The sequence below is a fragment of the Pseudomonas sp. 18058 genome (genome assembly GCF_902706155.1).
Lineage (GTDB): Bacteria > Pseudomonadota > Gammaproteobacteria > Pseudomonadales > Pseudomonadaceae > Aquipseudomonas > Aquipseudomonas rustica.
Map to the genome: position 1 here is coordinate 1 of NZ_CACSJY010000013.1, position 18,033 is coordinate 18,033.

Here is an 18,033-nt window from a genome sequence, read left to right on the forward strand (position 1 = left end):
CGCGAAGGCGGTGTGTCAGGCACTTTTACATTCACTGATCCACCGCCTTCGCGAGCAAGCCCGCTCCCACAGGGTTCGGTGTGAAGCCAATTACAGCGTGTGTCTTATCAGCGGCACCCTGTGCAGGGAAGGCCTCGGGTATACTGCCGCGTTTTGCGATCCCTGCCCGCATTGCGGCCGTCATGCAATGCGTTCTTACGATTCTGCGGTGCAGCTTTGCCCGTCATGAACCAGCCTTGCAGGGATGTTTTTGTGATTTTTGGAGTTTCTATGCTCGAACAGGCTCAACGCGTCCTCAAGGACATCTTCGGCTACGACAGTTTTCGTGGCCGTCAGGGTGCAATCATTGAGCGCGTGGCCAGCGGCGGTGACGCACTGGTTCTGATGCCTACCGGTGGCGGCAAATCCCTGTGCTTCCAGGTGCCGGCGCTGCTGCGCGAAGGCCTGGCAGTGGTGGTCTCGCCGCTGATCGCGTTGATGGACGACCAGGTCGCCACTCTTGAAGAGCTGGGGGTCGCGGCGGCAGCGTTGAACTCGACACTGAGCGCCGAGCAACAACGCGATCTCGCCGCGCGGATCAAACGCGGTGAAGTGAAAATGTTGTATCTGGCGCCCGAGCGTCTGGTGCAGCCGCGCATGCTGTCGTTCCTGCAGAGCCTGGACATCGCCCTGTTCGCCATCGACGAAGCGCACTGCGTATCGCAATGGGGTCACGATTTCCGCCCGGAATACCTGCAACTCGGTCAACTGGCGGAACTGTTTCCCGATGTGCCGCGCATCGCCCTGACCGCCACCGCCGACAAACGTACCCGCGAAGAAATCGTCACGCGTCTGCACCTGCAGAACGCCGAGCGTTTCCTGTCGAGCTTTGACCGCCCGAACATCTTTTACCGCATCGTGCCGAAAGAGCAGCCGCGCAAGCAGTTGCTGGCGTTTCTGGCCGAGCGACGCAGCGACGCCGGCATCGTCTATTGCCTGTCGCGCAAGAAAGTTGAAGAGGTCGCGACGTTCTTGAGCGAGCAGGGTTTCCCGGCGCTGCCGTATCACGCCGGTCTGCCCAATGATTTGCGTGCCTTCAACCAGAAGCGCTTCCTTAATGAGGAAGGCCTGATCATGGTCGCCACCGTGGCGTTCGGCATGGGCATCGACAAGCCCAACGTGCGCTTTGTCGCGCACCTCGATTTGCCGAAATCCCTTGAGGCGTATTACCAGGAAACCGGTCGCGGCGGCCGTGACGGTCTGCCGGCGGACGCGTGGATGGCCTACGGTCTGCAAGACGTGGTGATGCTCAAGCAGATGCTGCAAAACTCCGAAGGCGACGAGCGCCACAAGCGTCTGGAGCAGCACAAACTCGACGCGATGCTCTCGCTCTGCGAAGAAACCCGCTGCCGTCGTCAGACCTTGCTGGCGTATTTCGACGAAGACATGCCCGAGCCGTGCGGCCATTGCGACAACTGCGTCGATGGCGTGCAGACCTGGGACGCCACCGAGCCTGCGCGTCAGGCGTTATCGGCGATTTTCCGCACTGGCCAGCGTTATGGTGTCGGTCATTTGGTCGATGTGCTGCTGGGCAAGGACAACGAAAAAATCCGCAGCTTCGGTCATCAGCATTTGTCGGTGTGGGGCGTTGGCAAGGCGTTGAGCGAGAGCGAATGGCGCTCGCTGTTCCGCCAGTTAGTGGCGCGGGGCCTGGCGGATGTCGATCACGAAGGTTATGGCGGTCTGCGATTGAACGATAGCTGCCGACCGCTGCTCAAGGGCGAAGTGAGCTTGGAGCTGCGCCGCGATCTCAAGCCGCAAGTCACCGCGAAAAGCGGCAGCAAGAGCCCGGCCAGTCAACTGGTGCGCGGCGAAGAGCGCGAACAGTGGGAAGCGTTGCGTGCGTTGCGGCGCAAACTCGCCGAAGAACATGGCGTGCCGCCGTACGTTATTTTTCCGGATTCGACGTTGCTGGAAATGCTCCGCAGCCAACCGACCTCGCTGGCGGAAATGGCCCGGGTCAGTGGTGTCGGTGCGCGTAAACTGGAACGCTATGGCGATGCCTTCCTCGAAGTGCTGGGTGGCGAGGTCGAGGCGCCGAAAGTCGTGGCCGATGTGCGCCATGAGCTGATCACGTTGGCTCGGGCGGGCATGACGCCGTTGCAGATTGCCGGTCAGTTGCAATGTTCGGAGAAGAACGTTTACACGATGTTGGCTGAGGCAATTGGCAAGCAGCAGTTGTCACTGGAACAGGCGCTGGATCTGCCTGAGGAACTGATGGGCGAAGTGCAGGATGCGTTCCTTGATGGTGAGGGGGAGTTGCCGTCGGTCGCTGAGATTGCCGAGTTGTTCGCCGGGCGCGTGCCGGAAGGCGTGTTGTATTGCGTTCGGGCAGCGTTGCAATCGGAATTTGAGATGTAATTTGGCCGTTGCCCTTCCCCAGCCCTCTCCCCTAGGGAGAGGGGGCCGACCGAGGTGTCTTGCGTCCTACATCGACCTGAATGACCGAGTCGATTATGGATTCAACGTCGCACTATCACGTCGGCGTAATTCCCCAATATCCCCCAATCAGTCCCCTCTCCCTCTGGGAGAGGGCTAGGGTGAGGGCTTTCCAAATTTCGATTCAGCAAAGCACTCCCAAGTCGCCGAAAATCCCGAGCATCCCCCGATCAGTCCCTTCTCCCTGCGGGAGAGGGCTAGGGTGAGGGCATTCCAATTTCGAATTCATCAAAGCACTCCCAAGTCGCCGAAAATCCCGAGCATCCCCCGATCAGTCCCCTCTCCCTCTGGGAGAGGGCTAGGGTGAGGGGCTTCAAGATGTAACGATTCAGTACAGAGCGACTCTTGCCTATAACTGCGGCTCATGCTTAGCTGGCTAATAATTAGAAATTCCTTATTTTTCAGACTAACCGTGAGTGTTTTATGCCGTTAACCGATCAACACCGCTTTGGCATGCAACTGGCCCAGATGTCCCGTGGCTGGCGCGCCGAACTGGATCGCCGTCTCGCCGGGCTGGGCCTTTCCCAGGCGCGCTGGCTGGTGCTGCTGCATTTGGCGCGGTTCGAAGAGGCGCCGACCCAACGTGAGCTGGCGCAGAGCGTCGGCGTTGAAGGGCCGACCCTCGCGCGCTTGCTCGATAGTCTGGAAAGCCAGGGCCTGGTGCAACGCCAGTCCGTGATGGAAGACCGTCGGGCGAAAAAAATTGTCCTCTGCGCCCCCGCGCTGCCGCTCATTGAACAAATTGAAACCATTGCCACGCAGTTGCGCCACGAATTGTTCGAAGGCGTCGACGAGGCGGATTTAAAGGTGTGCATGCGTGTTCACGCGCACATTCTGACCAACCTGGAAAAATCTTGAGGCACAACCCTGTGCCGATTTTTTGAGAGATCGCACTGAGCCGACTATAAGAACTACTGGGCAATATCGTGTTCGTACCGGATGTGCGAACGCATAGAAGTCGGTTTTGCTTATTTAAGGGATGCTCATGCTCGCAAGTTGGCACGTGGTACGGCGCAGTGGTGGCAAATGGCTGCTGCTGGCCGGGCTATTCAGTTACTCGACGTGGTCGATGGCGTTGGGGCTGGGTGACATTACGATCCATTCAAGCCTCAATCAGCCGCTCAAGGCCGACATCGCGTTGGTGGATGTCGGCGGGCTGACGCAAAACGATCTGTCGGTGCGCCTGGCCACGGCGGATGAGTTCGCTGAGGCCGGGGTCGAGCGGGTGTTTTTCCTCAACGACCTCAAGTTCATCCCGATCCTGCATGGCAATCGCCAGATGATCCGGGTGACGTCCAGCAAACCGGTTAACGAACCCTTCCTGAATTTCCTCGTGCAACTCAATCAGCCCAACGGCCGATTGCTGCGCGAATACACCGTGCTGATTGATCCGCCGGGTACGCCGGGTATCGAGCCGGCCACTGATGAGCCGGATCCCCGCGCGCAATCTTCTGCGTTTCCGATTGTCGAGCCTGTGACCGCGCCGGTTCAGGCCGCGCAGGGCAAGCGAGAAACTGCTCCGCCGCCACCAACTCCCGCCGCACCGGCCAACGATGCAGTCGCTGAACAGTTAGCCGCCAGTGTGTTGCTCAATCAACAACTGCAAAAAACCATCGAAGAGCAGAACGCCAAGTTGCAGGAGCAACAGGCGCTGATCACCGACGGCAAAAAACAAATGGGCGAATTGCAGACGCGTCTGGCCGAGCTGCAGAAACCGCCGCCAGCTGTGGTGACGCCAGCACCCGCTCCGGTGGTTGCGCCAGTCGCTACGGAAGATGATTCGCCGAACTGGCTGCTGCTCGGCGGATTAGTGCTGTTGTTGGTCGCGCTGATTGGCGGGTTGATCGTGCGTCGTCGCCAACAAACGCAAACCGTTGCCGCGCCGCCGCTGCCACTTGGCATCGAGCCCGACACCGAGGAAACGCAGAGTCCAGATTCATTCAGACACCACGCCTCAGCCGAACACCGCGAAGAACCCGCGGCAGGCGATGTGCTGGAAGCGGTGGGCATTTATCTCGCTTACGGAAGACTCGGCGAGGCCGTCGGCTTACTGCGCGATGCCTTGGCCAAGGAACCGGAACGCATCGACCTCGGGGTGCAACTGCTCGAAGTTTTAGGGCGCCAAGGCGATAACGCCGCGTACGAGCAACAGGAAAACCACTTGCGACAGCTTGGAGTGGATGAACACGAGTTACAGGCAGTTCGCGATCGGCATCCGAAGCTGACGAGTGTTGCGCCGGTTTTGGTGGCCGCACCGATCGCTGCCGCTCAGCCCGAACCCACGCCGCCGGAGGATGATTTCGAACTGAATCTGGGCGAGCTGTCGATGGATTCCAGTTGGGATCTGCAGGACAACTCTCCAGCGCCGGTTCAGCCATTGTCGGAGGAGTCGGAGCTGGAATGGATTCCCGAGCCGGATGCGCAGCCGCTGGATGATGACTTCCTCAATGAGTTTGGTGATCTGCAGGCGTTGACGCTGGAGCCGCTGGATTTGCAGCTGTCAGAGCCTGAAATGGAGGAGGGCGCCGGCAAGCTTGAGCAGGCGCAGAACTGCATTGATGACGGCGATATCGACAGTGCGATTGCGTTGCTTAATGAATTGCTCAAAGAGGGCGATGAACCGTTGAAGCAGACGGCGCGGACGTTGTTGGCGGGGATTCGCTGAGCTGATTGATGGGGTGAATGTACTGACGCCTTCGCGAGCAAGCCCGCTCCCACAAGGGGAACGCATTCCAAACTGTGGGAGCGGGCTTGCTCGCGAAGGCGCCAGATCAGACAACGCTAATCAAAAAGTCTGCCCAAGGTTCAGATAAACCGCCTGCTCATCCGCATCATTCAACCCATACGTGAAATTCAACGGCCCCAGCGGCGTGTCAAACCCGATAAACACACTCGCCGCATTGATGTAACCACTATCGAACTCATTGTCATTGTTCCATGCCCGCCCACGCTCCAGCGAAGCACCGGCGTACAGCGGGAAGTCCAGCGGCAGATACGAGCGTGGTGTCAGACGGCGGAAATACACGGCACGCATCAGGCTGACGTTCTGCCCGGAAATCGCATCTTCCCGGAACCCCGACAACTGCCGCGCGCCGCCGAGCAGGAAGCTCGATGTCACCACATTGGCGTCGTCCAGCGTGCGCCCGTAACGACCGCCGAGGATCAGCGTGTCGGGGCCATGACTCATGGCTTTGTCGATTTTGAAATCCCACTGCCGATAACGTGTATCCGAGCCAAGGCCGGGTTCGAATTGCGTCAGCGTCAGGCTGATGTCCTTGCCTTCGTGAGGGTAGTAAACATTGTCCAGCGAGTCGTATGAGTACTTCAGCGAGTAGAAGCCTTCGTTGAAGCTTTCGCTCGGCAGATCCTGATCGCCAATGCGCACATCGGCCTTGCCCCACGCTTCGCCAACGCCGAAACGCACTTCGCCGTTGTTGCCGATCTGCCGACCGAGGTTGAGGCCGAAACCGTAGCGCTCGACGCGGTATTGCGCGATCGGATCATTATCGAGAATCGACTCGACGTTCTGCGCTTCGAACGATGCATACGGCGCGACGAAGTAGCGCGAACCGACGTCCAGCGGCTGATAGAACTCGGTGTAAAGCTCTTGTTTGTCGCCGATCTGCGCACGCGTCAGCCATTCCGCGCCGAGGCGGTTGATGCCGTTGACGCGGTAGCTGGCGCCGAGGTTGAAAGCGCTGTCGCCGCGCATGTCGTCCGACAGATTGAGGCCGACGCGCAGGTAATCGGTGCCGCTGCGTTTGCCACGCGCGCTGATCACCAGGGTGTGATCCGGGCCTTTGTGCACCACGCGGTATTGCACCTGCTCGAAGTAGTCGAGACCGTACAAAGTGCCCATGTCCGAATGCAGTCGGCCCAGATCCAGCGGTTCACCGATGGGTTGACGGATGTAATAGCGGATCACGTCGTCATCGACTTTCGAATCGTTCTCCACACGAATGGCGGTGATGACCGGCGTGCGCTGGCCCGGCGAACGGGCGGCGTTGAGTTCGGCGTCTTGGGATTCACTCGGCTTGAGTTGTGCGAGGCGGGCGTCGAGGGCTTTGGTCGCGCGGTAACCGGCGTCGATCATTTCCTGCGCCTTGCCGAAATCGGTGACGCCGAAGGCGGCCAGTGCCGGTTGAATCAAAACGTCATCGGCGTGCAGCGCGGCGAGTTGTTCTTCCGAGTTGCGCCGGGTCATCAGGGTGATCGACTGGTTGAGCACGTCGACCACGGTGGTCAGTTGTTTGCGGTTGCGCAGCGGCGTACCGATGTCGACGACGATGGCGATGTCGACGCCCATTTCCCGCGCCACATCCAGCGGAATGTTGTCGGTCATGCCGCCGTCCACCAGCAACCGGCCATCGAGTTCGACCGGCGCGAACACCGCCGGGATCGACATGCTCGCGCGAATCACCTGCGGCAGATGGCCTTTGCGGAATACCACTTTCTCACCGTTGGCGATGTCGGTGGCCACGGCGCGGAAGGGGATCGGCAGTTTGTCGAAATCGCGGGTATCACTGGTGTGTGCCAGCAGGCTTTCCAGCAGCAACGAGAGGTTTTGTCCTTGAATCACACCCAATGGCAGGCCGAGGCTGCCGTCGTCGCGAAAGCTGAGTTTCTGTTTCACCAGAAAATCGCGGTCGTCCTGCTTGCGTCGAAACGGCACGTCTTCACGCGGTGGCGCGTCGGACAGCGCGGCTTGCCAGTCGATGTTCCGCGCGAGTTTTTCCAGCTCGTCGATCTTGTAACCCGAGGCGTACAAGCCGCCGACCACCGCACCCATGCTGGTGCCGGCGATCGCATCGATCTTGATGCCTTGCTCTTCCAAAGCCTTGAGCACGCCGATGTGCGCCAGCCCGCGCGCGGCGCCGCCGGACAGCACCAGGCCGATTTTCGGGCGCGGCGCTTCAGTGGCATGGACGAAGAAGGGCAGGAAACCAAGCAGCAGGCAGAACAGCAGACGGCGCATTGTGAGTCTCGGGGCAAGCGGTAAAGCCGGCTATTATAGCGGCGCCCTCTGTCTCAGGAGTTGTCGCGAACATGACTGTCGCAAAAGCAGAAGTTGTCATCACTTATTGCACGCAATGCCAATGGCTGTTGCGCGCCGCGTGGCTCGCTCAGGAGCTGCTCAGCACCTTCGGCGACGACCTCGGCAAAGTCTCGTTGGTGCCGGGCACTGGCGGGGTGTTTCAGATCACCTGCGCTGGCGTGCAGATCTGGGAACGCAAGGCCGACGGCGGTTTTCCGGAAGCCAAGGTGCTGAAGCAGCGGGTGCGCGATCAGATCGATCCTGACCGCGACCTCGGCCACAACGATCGTACTCAGTGAGACGCGGCCTCGGCGGCGACGGTTTTCTTGTCGGCATTGCCTGACATCCGCGCCGAGACGACGATGGCGACAATGATCAGCGCGCCGCCGATCAACATCTTCGGCGTCGGGTTTTCATTGAACAGCAGCCAGGCGACGGTGATGCCGTAGACCGGCTCCATCGCGAACACCACCGCGGCGGTACGCGCCTTGATCACCGCCAGACTGGCCACGAACAGGCTGTGAGCGACGCCGGTGCAGAACACGCCGAGCAGGGCGATCCACAACCAGTCCAGCGCGCGCACTTCGCTCAGTTGTGGCGCCGCGACCGGCAGCAGACACAGCGCCACCACCACGTTTTGACACAGCGCCGCCTGCACCGCCGGGATGCGTCCGGAGCTGGCGCGGTTGGTCAGCGACAGCAATGAGAACAGCAGCCCCGACAGCACCGACCAGAGCAAGCCAACGGTGGCGCCGCTGCCCAGATCAAAGGCCGGGGTCACCAGAATCAGGCCGACGCTGACCAGCACCACCAGCACAATCTCGTTGGCGCGAATGCGTTCGCGGAAGATCAGCCCTTCGAGAATCACCGTAAACGCCGGGAAACTGGCAAAACCCAAGGTCGCGATGGCCACGCCGGCGACTTTCACCGAAATGAAGAAACTCACCCAATGCCCGGCCAGCAATACGCCGCTGAGGATCAGTCGACGCCAGTCCACAGCCTCGAGTTTTCGCCAGCCCTGCGCACTGGCGAAACGGGCAAAAAACGCCAGAGCGAGCACGGCAAAAGCGGCGCGGCCGAAAACGATCACGGCGGGGGAGGCGGCAGCGAGTTTGCCGAACACACCGGTCAGGCCAAACATCAAAGCACCAATGTGCAGAGCGCCGAGGGCGGTACGCGGGGTCATTGCAATCCTTCTATCTCAAACACAATCGATCGTTCCCACGCTCTGCGTGGGAACGACTCTGGGGATGCTCTGCGTCCATTGACGCGGAGCGTCACGGGCTGCATTCCCACGCAGAGCGTGGGAACGATCAAAGATCGCAGCCTTCGGCAGCTCCTACATTTAAGCGTGTGGAGATCAGTAAGTCTGTCGGCGGACTATCGTCTTTTGTCGCCGGAATCGCGGCGAAGCTGGCCGGGTGATGAGCCGAACTCGCGCAGCACGGCGGCCGAGAAGGCACTCTGCGAGCTGTAACCGACGCGACTGGCAATCTCGCCCATCGGCAAAAGCGTGTCGCGGAGCATTTGCACCGCCAGATGCAGGCGTCGACTGCGGATGTAATCCATCGGCGTCTGCCCGCATTCCGCCATAAACCGCGCATGCAGTCGCGCACTCGACAGCCCGGCAACCCGCGCCAGATCGGCGACTTGCAGCGGATAAGCCGCGTTCTGCTCGATGTGCGCATCCAGCGCCGCATAAGGCAAACGGCGGGCAGTCAGTTCGGCTGGTTTCGCATGATTGAGACTGGCCAGCAGCAACACCGAGCCTTGCTGCGCGATCAACGGATCACTGACCGGGCTGTTCGCCAGCCAACTGACCAACTGACTCTGCCCGGAATCCAGCGACAGGCGCGCAGGCTGATCGAGCAAACGGCGACTGGCCTCGGCATGTTCACCCAACGAATCCACCAGCCATTGCCCGTCAGGAATGTCCATCACCAGGCAACGACTGCCATCGGGACTGCCGCACGCGTGGTGCGCACCCGAAGGGATCACCACAAAACTTTGCTGACGCACCTGACTGCCACGGCCCTCGACCTCGAAATCCAGCGCACCGGACAGCCCGAACACCAATTGGGCGTGCTCGTGGCTGTGGACGATCAGATCGCGGGTGTACTGACGCAGGGTGAGAATCGGGCGCATGAACAAGTCTCCGGGCAGGCCTGCAGTCTACACCGGCCGGCACTGTGTGCGCTGTCACACGACTGACTCGCGCTTGTCATGGTCGATTCACCGGATGCGCGCAGAGTGGCGAAAACATCGCAGAGGGTTGCCCATGACCAGCGCCGAGCTCGCCAGACCCAGCCGCAAACAAAGGGTGCGAACCCTGTGGATCTCCGACGTGCACCTGGGCACGCGCGATTGCCAGGCCGAGCACTTGTCGACGTTCCTCAAGGGCTATCACGCCGACAAGGTGTATCTGGTCGGCGACATCATCGACGGCTGGAAACTGCGCGGCGGCATGTACTGGCCGCAAGCGCACACCAACGTGATCCGGCGCTTGCTGACCATGAGCAAGCGCGGCACCGAAGTGATCTACGTCACCGGCAATCACGACGAGTTCTTGCGCCGTTACTCGAAGCTGATTCTGGGCAATATTCAATTGGTCGACGAAGCGGTGCACGTCACCGCGGACGGTCGGCATCTGCTGGTGATTCACGGCGATCAGTTTGATGTGATCACCCGATATCACCGCTGGCTGGCCTTCCTCGGCGATTCGGCCTACGAATTTACCCTGACGCTGAATCGCTGGCTCAACCACTGGCGGGCGCGCTATGGCTACGGCTATTGGTCGCTGTCGGCGTATCTCAAGCACAAGGTGAAGACGGCGGTGAGTTTTATCAGCGACTTCGAAGAAGCCATCGCCCATGAGTGCGTGAAGCGCGGGTTGCACGGGGTGGTCTGCGGGCACATTCACCATGCCGAAATTCGCAAGGTCGGTGAGGTGGATTACCTCAACTGCGGCGATTGGGTGGAGTCGTGTACGGCGCTGATCGAGCATTGGGATGGCACGATCGAGTTGTATCGGCTGGCGGATGCGCAGGCGCGAGAGGCGGAGCTAAGAGCGGCCAAAGTCGCCGAACTCGCTTGAACAACCCAAATCATCTGTGGGAGGGGGCTTGCTCCCGAAAGCGGCGTGTCATATAAAAATTGACTGACTGACACACCGCATTCGGGAGCAAGCCCCCTCCCACATTTGATCGGCGGTGACAGTCAGGCGGGGCTATGTTCTTCCATCGCTGCCTTGTAAATCGAGTTCTTCGGCTGCGCAAACAACCGCTCCATCATCGGTTCAAAGAAGCTCAACGGCAGCGTGTCATACGCCGGATCAAACGCCGCCGCATCATACTTGGCGCAAAACTCGGCCGTCGCCTGATACTGCGGATGCCCGGCGAACTGCTCGCGCAAATGCCGATCCATGCCTAGATGATGAAAGAAGTAGTAGCCCTGAAATACCCCGTGTTTCTCCACCATCCACAAATTATCGGCACTGACAAACGGCTTGAGAATCGCCGCCGCAATGTCCGGATGGTTGTAAGAACCCAGAGTGTCGCCAATGTCATGCAGCAACGCGCAGACCACGTATTCCTCGTCGCGACCATCACGAAAGGCGCGGGTTGCGGTTTGCAGCGAGTGGGTCAGGCGATCCACCGGGAAGCCGCCGAAGTCGCCTTCAAGCAATTTCAGGTGCGCCATGATCCGCGAGGGCAATTGTTTGGCGTAGGCGCTGAAGTCCGAGGCGATGATCGCCCAGTCTTCCTGCGTGCCATCCTTCATATGGGTGAAACAGGCATTGGCATTCATCGGCAAACCTCGTGTTTCTTATTGTTTAGAACGCCACGCGACCCAAGATCATGTCGCGGTACATGACGAAATCGCCGAGCAGGCTGTACAGCGGATGCTGGAAAGTCGCTGGCCGGTTCTTCTCGAAAAAGAAATGCCCGACCCAGGCAAAGCTGTACCCCGCCAATGGCACGGCCAATAACAGCAGCCAGGCGCCTTTGGCGATGGTCATCGCCAGAATGAAAATAACCAGCGTCGTGCCGATGAAATGCAGGCGTCGGCAGGTGCTGTTGTTGTGCTCACTGAGGTAATACGGATAGAACTCAGCGAAGCTGTTGAATTGCTTGATGTTTTCCACGACCGCGTTCTCTGTGGTTATTGTTCTGGCGACGAGTTGTTCTGCGGGTAGCTTATTTGAGTCTAGAGTGATCATTGGCGTGGGCCAGTGACAATCGGCGCCACTTTAGTATCCTTCGCAAATCAGGCCGTAACATGCGGCCCATCATGTAAAAGAAAAACGCCATGAGCGAACGAACGACTTCTGCAAGCTGGGCGATGGGGATTGTCAAAGCATTGGAGATGGACGGCCTGGATTGCCGGGTTCTGTTCAAGCAACTGGGGCTCGATTACACGGCTCTGGATGATCCGGATGCGCGCTTCCCGCAAGATTCCATGACCCGGCTCTGGCAACGGGCGGTCGAGCTGTCCGGTAATCCGGCGATCGGCCTGAACATGGGCAAAGTGGTGCGACCGGCATCGTTTCATGTCGCCGGTTACGCGCTGATGTCGAGCAATACGCTCGCTGAAGGCTTTCAACGGCTGGTGCGCTATCAGCGGATCATCGCCGAAAGTGCCGACCTGAGTTTTCGTCTGCTCGAAGAAGGCTACGCGCTGATTCTGACCGTGCATGGCGATCATCTGCCGCCGACCCGACAAAGCGCCGAAGCCTCTCTGGCCTGCGCGTTGGGCCTGTGCGGCTGGTTGAGCGGGCGTACGCTGCACCCTGTCAAAGTGTTGGTGCAGGGCGCCCAACCCGCCGATCTCGAACCGTATAAACAAGCCTTTCACGCGCCGTTGGTGTTCAACGCACCGTACGATGCGCTGATTTTCGAGCGCGCTGACATGGAAGCGCCGCTGCCCACCGCCAACGAGGCGATGGCGCTGCTGCACGATCGTTTTGCCGGGGAATATCTGGCGCGGTTTTCCGAGAGCCGGGTCACGCACAAGGCACGGCAGGTGCTGTGCCGTTTACTCCCGCAAGGCGAGCCGAAGCGCGACACCGTGGCGCAGACCCTGCATCTATCTCAGCGCACGTTGCAGCGGCGCTTGCAGGAGGAGGGCACGAGTTTTCAGCAACTGCTCGATGACACCCGTCGTGAACTGGCCGAGCAGTATTTGGCGCAACCGAGCATGACCTTGCTGGAAATCGCATATCTGTTGGGTTTTGCCGATCCGAGCAACTTCTTCCGCGCCTTCCGCCGCTGGTTCGACACCACGCCCGGCGATTACCGGGCGCGACTGTTGCAGGCCCCGAACGCGGTCAATGACGCCAAAATGCCGGAATACACAGCACAAACACAGTAATGATCTCGAGTCGGCCAAGCAGCATGCCGAACGACAGAATCCACTTCGCCGCATCCGGCAGGGTGGCAAAGTTGCCCGCCGGGCCAATGGTTTCGCCCAGGCCCGGGCCGACGCCGGACACGGTGCTGGCAGCGCCGGTCAGCGCAGTCATCCAGTCGACGCCAAGCAGCGACAGCAGCAGGGCGATCACGCAAATGGTGATGGCGAAGAAGAACGAAAAGGTCAGAATCGAACGCACGATCTCTTCGTCGAGACGGTGACCGTTGTACTTCTGCTTGATCACCGCGCGTGGATGAATCAACTGATTAAGGTTGGCCTTGAGCAGGATGTAGGCGACCTGGAAACGGAAAATCTTGATCCCACCCGCCGTCGAGCCGGAGCAGCCGCCGACAAAACCCAGATAGAAAAACAGCATCAGCGAGAAGTTGCCCCACAGGCTGTAATCGCCGAGGGCGAAACCAGTGGTGGTGACCACCGAGGTCACGTTCAGCGCTACGTGGCGCAGCGCGTCCAGCCAATGCAGGTTGGTCGTCCACCAATACCAGGTGCCGAGTACCAGCCAGGTCACCAGCAACATCCCCAGCAAACCCTGCACCTGCTGATCGCGGATCAACGCCTTGCGGTTGCCGCGCATGGTCGCCACGTACAGGGTGAACGGCAGGCTGCCGAGAATCATGATCACCACCGCAACCCAGTGCACCGCCGGTTGCGTCCACTTGGCCAGCGACTGGTCGGAGGTCGAGAAACCGCCGGTGGAAATCGCCGACATCGCGTGATTGATCGCATCGAACGGGCTCATCCCGGCCCACCAGAACGCGAGGCTGCCGACAATGGTGATGCCGACGTACGCCGCGACGATCAGGCGCGCCACCATGTGCGAGCGCGGCATGACCTTTTCCGAGCGGTCGGACGATTCGGTCTGGAACAGGCGCATGCCACCGATGCGCAACAGCGGCAGAATTGCCACCGCCATACCGATAAAGCCGATGCCGCCGATCCAGTGCAGCAACGAGCGCCACATCAGGATGCCGGGGGACATGTCATCGAGATGATTGAGCACGGTCGAACCGGTGGCGGTGATCCCGGACATGCTCTCGAAAAACGAGTCGGTGTAGCTGATGTGTTGGGTCAGCAGAAACGGCAGCGCGGCGAAAATGCACACCACCAGCCAACTGCTGACGGTGAGCAAATACATGTCACGCGGGCGCAAATGAATGTGTTCGGGCCGACCCGGAATCACCAGCGCGAGGCCGGCGACGAAGGTGATCATGCTCGCCCAGAGGAACGACGGCAGATCGCTGGTGCGATCGAAAATCACCAGGGTGGCCATGGGCACGACCATGGCGACAGCCAGCGTGATCAGGAAGATGCCGATGATGAAACCAATGATCCGTAAGGTCGGCAACGCCATGAAGTCCGCTCGGGCTGTGGTGGGGAGGGCGCCATTCTACCTGCGGGGCAGGGCATGTAAACCGGCATCCTGTTGGCAGTTACAGCTAGAATAGCCGCACATATTTTTCAGGAGGTGGCCGATGCAGGCTCTCGACGCGTTGCTCAACCGTGTTTCCGTTCCACGACTGGTCGAACCGGCCCCTACTGCCGAACAGCGCGAAGCCTTGTTTGGCGCAGCCTTGCGTGCGCCGGATCACGGGCATTTGCAGCCGTATCGCTTCCTGACCGTCGAAGGCGCGGCGCGCGAGCAAATGGGCGAGTTGCTGGCCGAAGCGGCGCAGCAGCAGGCAGGCGAAGTCACCGAAGCGATGATCGACAAGGCCCGCAACGGCCCGCTGCGAGCGCCGTTGGTGGTTGTGGTGATCGCTAAATTGCAGGAACACGTGAAGTATCCGAAAGCTGAGCAATTGCTCGCAGCCGGGTGTGCGGCGCACGGGATTTTGCTGGCGGCGTATGCGCAGGGGATTGGCGCGGTGTGGCGTACCGGGGATTTGGCGTATTCCCGGCACGTGGCGCAGGGTTTGGGCCTGACCGAAGGTGAAGAGGTTATCGCATTCCTCTACCTCGGCACACCGCAGAAAGAACCGCGTGTGGCGGAGAAGGTTGACCTGGCCGAGTTCGTCAGCGCCTGGCCGGGTAAAGCTTAGAGTCAAAAGATCGCAGCCTGCGGCAGCTCCTACATTGGAATGCGTTTTCCTGTAGGAGCTGCCGCAGGCTGCGATCTTTTTGCATCATCGAAAATCTACGGCTGAACCACCGCGCCTGGCACCAGCGGCAATTCCAGACTGGCAATAAACCCGCCCTGCGGATGATTGGCCAACGTCAGACTCCCGCCATGCCGTTCCGCCGCCCTGCGCGCAATCGCCAGGCCCAAACCATGTCCCGCCGTCGTCTGCCCCGGCGCCCGATAGAACGGTTCACCCAACTGACTCAAATGTTCGGCCTGCACCCCCGGCCCATGGTCGCGCACGCTGACGACAATTTTTTCGCCCTGACGCGAGGCCTGCATTTCAATCGCCTGACCCTCGGGGTTGAAGCGCTGAGCATTACGCAGAAGATTATCGACGGCCCGCTCAATCATCGTCGGCCAACCTTTGAGTTGCAGATTCGGTTCAACGTCCAGACGCACTGTCTGCTCGGGCGAACCGAGTTTCGCGTCTTTCTGCAAAGTGCCGAGCAGCGCATTCAGATCCACGTCTTCCGCACTGGCGTTGTCTGCATCGACCCGCGCCAGCACCAGAATCTCGCTGATCAAGGCTTCGAGGCGATCGCACTCGCGGGTCAGGCGCGGCCAAAGCTTTTCGCGCTCTTCAGGGTTGGCCCGTTCGGCCAGCGCCAAAGCAATGCGCAGCCTTGCCAGTGGTGAACGTAATTCATGGGAAACGTCGCGCAGCAACTGGCGTTGACTGCCGATCAGGCTTTGCAGGCGCGCACCCATGCGGTTGAAGTCAGTGGCGAGCACGCCGAATTCATCGCGGCGGTTAGCCAGTTTGGCCAGGCTGTTTTGCTGATAGGTGGTCTGCCCCAGATCATGCACCGCGCCGCGTAATCGACTGAGCGGGCGGGTGATGGAGAAAGTTACCAGCAAGCTGAACAGGGTCAGCACCACCAGCGCGATGCCCAACGCACTCAGCGGCCAGAGCAGGCTTTCGCGGTGCCAGGCGTCGAGTTCCGGGTGCGGGATGCGGTAGATGAACAGGTAGGTGTCGCCGGTTTTTTCGCTGGTGAATTCGTCAGTGAGGCGGCGCCATGGCAGGCGGCGGTCATCGTTGTTCTGTCGCGCTTCGAACGCGGCGGCGCGGCGCGGGAAGGTGCCACGTACGACCGGATCGCCGGATTCGTTCAGCACCTGGACGTCGATGTGATATTGACGTTTGCGTTGTTCGAGGATGTCCTGAGCGGCTTCCTCGCCTTGCGCTTCGTATGACTGCGTCCATTCAGCGGCCAGGGTGTTGAGGCCCGGATGGCGACTGAGGATCCACGCGTCCTGATTGAGCATGTGCCCGAGCAGAATCGACAACCCGGCCACCAGAGCGATGGCCAGCCAGAAGCTCGCGAGAATACGCCAGAACAATGAACGCACAGAAAATCCTCAATCAAACATAAACCACTGTAGGAGCTGCGGCACGCTGCGATCTGATCGTTCCCACGCTCTGCGTGGGAATGCAGCCGGGGACGCTCTGCGTCCCACAGTCAAAAGATCGCAGCGTGCCGCAGCTCCTACAGGGGCAAGTGCAAAAAGGCCCAACGGGGGTAGCCGTTGGGCCATGGTCAGAACATTATTGCGCTTTTTGCGGCTGTTGCGCTTTCCACGCCTTGAACTCGGCCCATTCGGCGCGGCGTTCAGCCTGCTTTTTCTGGATCTCGTCGAATTTCTTCTGTTGATCCGGCTTCAGCACCGCACGAACATCGGCCTCGCCTTTCTTGTGGTTGGCGGCCATCTCGTCTTTCAGGGCTTTCTGATCCGCTGGCGAGAGTTTTTCCAGGTACTTGTCGACCACTTGCTTACGCTCGTGCATCTGCTCGCCCATGATCTTGCGGATCTGCTCGCGTTGTTCGCGGGACAGGTCGAGTTGGCTGTACGGGCCCTTGCCGTGCATGCCGTGCATCTGACCGCCGTGGCGTGGGCCGTCGAGCGGGCCACCCATCGGGCCGCCATCTTGCGGCATGGCCATGGCGACGGTTGGCAGAGCGGCAGCGAACATCAGAGCGATAAGAGTCTTGCGCATGGTGAATCTCCTTGTCTCGTTCCCGGTACGTTCCGGATGAGTTCAGATTACGGAGATCAAGGTCAGCGGCGGTCAGCGCTACGTAAAGCTTGGGTAAAGACGTTTCGTCATCAGCCTTACACATACCCCTGTAGGAGCTGCGGCACGCTGCGATCTTTTGACTGTGGGACGCAGAGCGTCCCCGGCTGCGTTCCCACGCAGAGCGTGGGAACGATCAGATCGCAGCCTTCGGCAGCTCCTACAGGGGGAGGCGTCGCTCACCGTTGGGCGGGGAAATGTGCGGTTCAGAGGCTGTAGTAGTAACCCCGGCTGCGCAGGGCGACGATGCGCGGGCGGCCGTCGGGGTGGGGGCCGATCTTTTTGCGCAGGTTGCTGACATGCATGTCGAGGCTGCGGTCGTACAGCGTCAGTTTGCGGCCAAGGGCGATCTGCGCCAGTTCCTGCTTGTCCAGTGGTTCGCCGGGCTGCTTGAGCAGCGCTTCGAGCAAACGACTTTCGGAAACAGTGAGGGTCAGTTCTTTCTCCTCGATGCTGACCACACCGCGCACCGGGCTGAAACTCAGGTCGCCCAGCTCTAGTTGCGTCGACACGGCGGCCGGGTGACTGCGGCGCAATACGGCGCGCAGGCGCGCGGTCAATTCACGCGGGTCACACGGTTTGGCCAGATAATCGTCGGCGCCGAGTTCCAGGCCGAGGATACGATCCAGCGGTTCGCCACGGGCCGACAACATCAACACCGGCAGATCAGCGTGATCGTTGCGCAACTGCTTGAGCAGTTCCAGACCGCTGCCGTCGGGCAGCATCACGTCCAGCACCACCGCCGCCGGAGCGGTTTCGGCCAACGCTTTACGGGCGCTCTGGCCATCGTGGCAGGCGCGCACCTGGAAGCCTTCCTGGCTTAACCAGCAACTCAGGAGTTCGCACAACTCCTGGTCATCATCAATCAGTAACAGCTCGCTCATGACTCAC

At 60.3% G+C, this 18,033-nt stretch carries 16 protein-coding genes; 7 read left to right on the plus strand and 9 right to left on the minus strand.

Annotation, left to right across the window (positions count from 1 at the left end):
* The first annotated feature begins 270 nt into the window (after positions 1-270).
* From recQ to GVL50_RS09270, 3 genes are all read left to right on the plus strand, one after another.
* Complete coding sequence (recQ, locus tag GVL50_RS09260; RefSeq protein WP_053118234.1) at positions 271-2,400, plus strand: DNA helicase RecQ; 2,130 nt, start codon at positions 271-273, stop codon at positions 2,398-2,400.
* Positions 2,401-2,901: 501 nt separating this feature from the next.
* Positions 2,902-3,336: a MarR family transcriptional regulator gene (locus GVL50_RS09265; protein WP_053118236.1), complete on the plus strand. Its 435-nt coding sequence runs from the start codon at positions 2,902-2,904 to the stop codon at positions 3,334-3,336.
* A 127-nt stretch (positions 3,337-3,463) separates the two neighbouring features.
* A complete protein-coding gene (locus GVL50_RS09270) occupies positions 3,464-5,143 on the plus strand; it encodes a FimV/HubP family polar landmark protein (RefSeq protein ID WP_159812579.1) in 1,680 nt (559 codons plus the stop codon).
* 120 nt (positions 5,144-5,263) lie between these two features.
* Here GVL50_RS09270 and GVL50_RS09275 read toward each other — a convergent pair whose 3' ends face one another.
* A complete protein-coding gene (locus tag GVL50_RS09275; RefSeq protein ID WP_159812580.1) occupies positions 5,264-7,453 on the minus strand; it encodes a patatin-like phospholipase family protein in 2,190 nt (729 codons plus the stop codon).
* A 71-nt stretch (positions 7,454-7,524) separates the two neighbouring features.
* Between GVL50_RS09275 and GVL50_RS09280 the strand changes: the two genes are divergently transcribed.
* Positions 7,525-7,812, plus strand: coding sequence for a SelT/SelW/SelH family protein (locus GVL50_RS09280; protein ID WP_122608951.1), 288 nt, complete (start codon positions 7,525-7,527; stop codon positions 7,810-7,812).
* Here the strand turns inward: GVL50_RS09280 and GVL50_RS09285 are convergent.
* Entirely contained in the window at positions 7,806-8,699 is an 894-nt protein-coding gene (locus tag GVL50_RS09285) for a DMT family transporter (RefSeq protein WP_159812581.1), read from the minus strand. The two genes, GVL50_RS09280 and GVL50_RS09285, sit on opposite strands and share 7 nt — an antisense overlap.
* A 194-nt stretch (positions 8,700-8,893) precedes the next feature.
* Positions 8,894-9,658 (minus strand): AraC family transcriptional regulator, encoded by a 765-nt coding sequence (locus GVL50_RS09290; RefSeq protein WP_159812582.1) that lies wholly within the window; start codon positions 9,656-9,658, stop codon positions 8,894-8,896.
* Positions 9,659-9,791: 133 nt separating this feature from the next.
* On the opposite strand from GVL50_RS09290, the gene GVL50_RS09295 reads away from it, so the two are divergent.
* Complete coding sequence (locus GVL50_RS09295) at positions 9,792-10,607, plus strand: UDP-2,3-diacylglucosamine diphosphatase (protein WP_159812583.1); 816 nt, start codon at positions 9,792-9,794, stop codon at positions 10,605-10,607.
* A gap of 122 nt (positions 10,608-10,729) precedes the next feature.
* Here the strand turns inward: GVL50_RS09295 and GVL50_RS09300 are convergent, their stop codons facing one another.
* Together GVL50_RS09300 and GVL50_RS09305 are read right to left on the minus strand one after the other, a co-directional pair.
* Positions 10,730-11,320 carry an HD domain-containing protein gene (locus GVL50_RS09300; RefSeq protein ID WP_159812584.1) on the minus strand — a complete coding sequence of 197 codons (591 nt, stop codon included), beginning with the start codon at positions 11,318-11,320 and terminating at the stop codon, positions 10,730-10,732.
* Between the two features lie 25 nt (positions 11,321-11,345).
* Positions 11,346-11,657: a DUF962 domain-containing protein gene (locus tag GVL50_RS09305; RefSeq protein ID WP_064390809.1), complete on the minus strand. Its 312-nt coding sequence runs from the start codon at positions 11,655-11,657 to the stop codon at positions 11,346-11,348.
* Between the two features lie 164 nt (positions 11,658-11,821).
* Between GVL50_RS09305 and GVL50_RS09310 the strand changes: the two genes are divergently transcribed.
* Positions 11,822-12,883, plus strand: a complete 1,062-nt coding sequence (locus GVL50_RS09310) for an AraC family transcriptional regulator (protein WP_218187425.1) — start codon at positions 11,822-11,824, stop codon at positions 12,881-12,883.
* Here GVL50_RS09310 and GVL50_RS09315 read toward each other — a convergent pair.
* Complete coding sequence (locus GVL50_RS09315; protein ID WP_008087314.1) at positions 12,840-14,294, minus strand: TrkH family potassium uptake protein; 1,455 nt, start codon at positions 14,292-14,294, stop codon at positions 12,840-12,842. The genes GVL50_RS09310 and GVL50_RS09315 overlap by 44 nt on opposite strands.
* A 121-nt stretch (positions 14,295-14,415) precedes the next feature.
* Here GVL50_RS09315 and GVL50_RS09320 point away from each other — a divergent pair, with 121 nt between their 5' ends.
* The gene (locus GVL50_RS09320) at positions 14,416-14,982 is read left to right on the plus strand and encodes a nitroreductase family protein (RefSeq protein ID WP_159812585.1); all 567 of its coding nucleotides are present in this window, start codon (positions 14,416-14,418) and stop codon (positions 14,980-14,982) included.
* Between the two features lie 95 nt (positions 14,983-15,077).
* Here GVL50_RS09320 and GVL50_RS09325 read toward each other — a convergent pair whose 3' ends face one another.
* The 3 genes from GVL50_RS09325 to GVL50_RS09335 form a co-directional block, all read right to left on the minus strand.
* Positions 15,078-16,418, minus strand: a complete 1,341-nt coding sequence (locus tag GVL50_RS09325) for a cell wall metabolism sensor histidine kinase WalK (protein ID WP_159812586.1) — start codon at positions 16,416-16,418, stop codon at positions 15,078-15,080.
* A gap of 196 nt (positions 16,419-16,614) precedes the next feature.
* Positions 16,615-17,064 (minus strand): Spy/CpxP family protein refolding chaperone, encoded by a 450-nt coding sequence (locus GVL50_RS09330; RefSeq protein WP_053118259.1) that lies wholly within the window; start codon positions 17,062-17,064, stop codon positions 16,615-16,617.
* A gap of 284 nt (positions 17,065-17,348) precedes the next feature.
* Positions 17,349-18,026 (minus strand): response regulator transcription factor, encoded by a 678-nt coding sequence (locus GVL50_RS09335; protein ID WP_159812587.1) that lies wholly within the window; start codon positions 18,024-18,026, stop codon positions 17,349-17,351.
* Positions 18,027-18,033 lie beyond the last annotated feature (7 nt).

Excerpts from the sequence above, each read along its gene's own strand:
- recQ (WP_053118234.1), top strand. The coding sequence starts at position 271 with ATGCTCGAACAGGCTCAACGCGTCCTCAAGGACATCTTCGGCTACGAC.
- GVL50_RS09265 (WP_053118236.1), top strand. The coding sequence starts at position 2,902 with ATGCCGTTAACCGATCAACACCGCTTTGGCATGCAACTGGCCCAGATG.
- GVL50_RS09270 (WP_159812579.1), top strand. The coding sequence starts at position 3,464 with ATGCTCGCAAGTTGGCACGTGGTACGGCGCAGTGGTGGCAAATGGCTG.
- GVL50_RS09275 (WP_159812580.1), bottom strand. The coding sequence starts at position 7,453 with ATGCGCCGTCTGCTGTTCTGCCTGCTGCTTGGTTTCCTGCCCTTCTTC.
- GVL50_RS09280 (WP_122608951.1), top strand. The coding sequence starts at position 7,525 with ATGACTGTCGCAAAAGCAGAAGTTGTCATCACTTATTGCACGCAATGC.
- GVL50_RS09285 (WP_159812581.1), bottom strand. The coding sequence starts at position 8,699 with ATGACCCCGCGTACCGCCCTCGGCGCTCTGCACATTGGTGCTTTGATG.
- GVL50_RS09290 (WP_159812582.1), bottom strand. The coding sequence starts at position 9,658 with ATGCGCCCGATTCTCACCCTGCGTCAGTACACCCGCGATCTGATCGTC.
- GVL50_RS09295 (WP_159812583.1), top strand. The coding sequence starts at position 9,792 with ATGACCAGCGCCGAGCTCGCCAGACCCAGCCGCAAACAAAGGGTGCGA.
- GVL50_RS09300 (WP_159812584.1), bottom strand. The coding sequence starts at position 11,320 with ATGAATGCCAATGCCTGTTTCACCCATATGAAGGATGGCACGCAGGAA.
- GVL50_RS09310 (WP_218187425.1), top strand. The coding sequence starts at position 11,822 with ATGAGCGAACGAACGACTTCTGCAAGCTGGGCGATGGGGATTGTCAAA.
- GVL50_RS09315 (WP_008087314.1), bottom strand. The coding sequence starts at position 14,294 with ATGGCGTTGCCGACCTTACGGATCATTGGTTTCATCATCGGCATCTTC.
- GVL50_RS09320 (WP_159812585.1), top strand. The coding sequence starts at position 14,416 with ATGCAGGCTCTCGACGCGTTGCTCAACCGTGTTTCCGTTCCACGACTG.
- GVL50_RS09330 (WP_053118259.1), bottom strand. The coding sequence starts at position 17,064 with ATGCGCAAGACTCTTATCGCTCTGATGTTCGCTGCCGCTCTGCCAACC.
- GVL50_RS09335 (WP_159812587.1), bottom strand. The coding sequence starts at position 18,026 with ATGAGCGAGCTGTTACTGATTGATGATGACCAGGAGTTGTGCGAACTC.